We start from the raw sequence: 2376 nt of genomic DNA, 5'->3' as shown, positions 1-2376 counted from the left end.
ACACCGCCGGACAATCGTTTGAGGAAGCCACCCCGACAGGGGTGGCTTTCTCTGTTTCCGGGCCCCTTTTTCCGGTGCCCAACGGTTCGATCATGCAATATTCGATCATGACGATAGTGCTGCTAAAACAGCCGCGAGACAGCACTAACGTCATGATCGACTGCTTTGTTGCCTGGTTTCCTCTCCTGCCGCGCCGGGGCACGCGGGGGGTCGTGAGGCCCGTGAGGCGCGTGAGGCCGGAGGCCGCCTATGCCATCCGCAAGAAGCGGGGAGCGGGGAGCGGGGAGCGGGTGCGGCGGACCGGGGCCGGTGGAGAAGGGCAGCGCGGGTGCGGCGGCACTGGCACGAAAGCTCGGCACTGGCAAGGCGGAGCGGGTGCGGCGGGAAAGGCCGGTGCGGGCGCAAGATCAACCGGGAATGGGAACTGCGTAACCGGCTGATCCGCTCAGCGCTCGGATGCACTGCTCTCAACTGGAACCGATGGTCGATGAGCTGCCGGCGCTGGGCCGGAACGGTTTGGTCACGAGGGACGGACGTCGAGGCGACGATAGTGCCGTCAACCGCGTACGGGACGAGTAGGGCAGCGGGGCGGTCCTCACCGTGCCGCAGGCGAAGTCTGTGCGTGTGGCGGAAGGAGACGACTGCAGCGTTGCAAAGCTGAAGACAGTCAATCTGGGATCTTCGGCCGCGTTGGGTCTGGCCCAGTCGGCTACGGCTGCCGACAAGGAGATGACGCACCAAGGCGGACGGCGCTGGCTAGTCGCGACTCTACGCGCAGATGCGTCAAGACTGCCAGGAGCGCTGACTCACGCCGGTGCTCTCGATCAGCTCGTCCATGGCCAGCGCTGCCGAGACTAGATCTCCACCAGCTCCGCCACCACCACGAGAACCGGTTCGACGTCCGCCATTGGGTGGTCCGGCGCCCCGGTCCGTCTACGTCCCGCTGCCCTTCTGGTCCTTGGGGCCGTCGTCCTTGGCCAGGTCGCCGCAGGTGAAGCCCTTTTCGCGCTCGGGATCGAGTTGGATGGCGCTGAGGATGGTGCCTTCGGCCGAGCGGCGGAAGGTCTCCATCTTGTCGCAGTCGTAGAAGATGTAGGTGCCGTCGCTCTCGCCCAGCTGCATCATGTAGCGGCCGTCGTACAGCGTCTTGTCGTCGCTATCCTTGACGATGGTCCACTGGTCCTGGAAGCCGACGAGGTTCAGCAGCAGGTTGGCCTGCCCGGTCTGCCTGAGCTCGGTCGCCCCGTTCATGAGGTTCACGATCAGGACGAAACCCACGCCGATGCCGGAGAGGGCGCCGACGAGCACCTTCATCCCCGCCCTTCCGACCGGCTTGCGGCGCAGCAGCCGAAACGGGATGAGGAACGCCAGGACGCCGATGCCCACCGCGATGATGACCATGGCGGTGAGATGCAGGTCGGCGAAGACGTTGAACAGGCCCCAGTAGGTCGCGCCACACCAGAGCGCGGCGATCGAGGCGGCGATCCAGGGACGCTGCCGGATCGCCTGGGCGAGTCGGCTCAGCGCGCCGCCTGTCAGCTTGTTGAGCAACCACCCCGTGCCCACGACGACACCCAGCAACGGGACGGCGGTCACGAGGAGCAGGATCAGGGTGCCCATGAGGCGGCTGAACAGGACGGACTGGTCGATGCCGGCCTGCGCGGGGTTGACGCCGAAGACGTTATACACCTCCGTGATGCCCATGTACAAAACGGCGTAGAGCCCGACGCCTACCGGCACGACGACCGAGCTAATGCGCTCGAGCATGGCCAGGACGCCCCCACTCTCCTGGCCGTTCTCCTTCTCCGCGGGAGAGCGGGGTTGTGGCGGCGGGGACACGTGAGGTGCTTCAAGGGAGAGTTGCTGAGAGGTCATGGCGGACAAGGATAGCGACATCCGTATAAAACGGGCTCTTCGAAATGGCCACCCGGATGAAGGAGTGGGCGGCCGCCCGGCCCCGAGGATCTGCCGGTGGCCGGCCGGTGGTGCCAGTTGCGGTGGCGCTGGGGCCGGTGCTTATGTCAGGAGCTTGACCCAACGGGACCATTGGGGCTGGGTGAGTACCTGCTGCATCCCAGGCACGATGGGCGCGCTCGTTGTCGCGTAGGACCATCGCATCGGCCCTGAACGCTCCGAATGCGGCCAAGCGCTCCTCGGCGGCCCGAATCAGGGCGCTGCCAATCCCCTGCCTTCGGCGGGCGGGGTCCACGGCCAGCCGGTAGAGGTGAGCGCGCCAGCCGTCCGCGGCCGTGCTTGTCGGCGACGCGTGAAAACTGGATCTGGATCTGGCCCACATCTCGTGATCGTTACGACCCCCTGCACCTGGATTTCTGTGATCATGACTTGGGTGTGATCAGCCTGAGCTTGGAGCCCTCC

2 protein-coding genes are annotated in these 2376 nt (G+C 65.9%); both read right to left on the bottom strand.

The annotated features are described in order from the left end of the window. Nucleotides 1-933: 933 nt before the first annotated feature. Nucleotides 934-1875 carry a hypothetical protein gene (locus ABH927_RS34130; RefSeq protein ID WP_370028622.1) on the bottom strand — a complete coding sequence of 314 codons (942 nt, stop codon included), beginning with the start codon at nt 1873-1875 and terminating at the stop codon, nt 934-936. Continuing rightward, nucleotides 1850-2296, bottom strand: coding sequence for a GNAT family N-acetyltransferase (locus tag ABH927_RS34125; protein WP_370028620.1), 447 nt, complete (start codon nt 2294-2296; stop codon nt 1850-1852). The genes ABH927_RS34130 and ABH927_RS34125 overlap by 26 nt, the downstream gene beginning before the upstream one ends. Between the last annotated feature and the right edge of the window lie 80 nt (nt 2297-2376).

The organism is Planotetraspora sp. GP83 (genome assembly GCF_041262585.1).
Classification (GTDB): Bacteria; Actinomycetota; Actinomycetes; order Streptosporangiales; family Streptosporangiaceae; genus JAOEGB01.
This window is presented reverse-complemented; position numbering and strand designations above follow the sequence as displayed.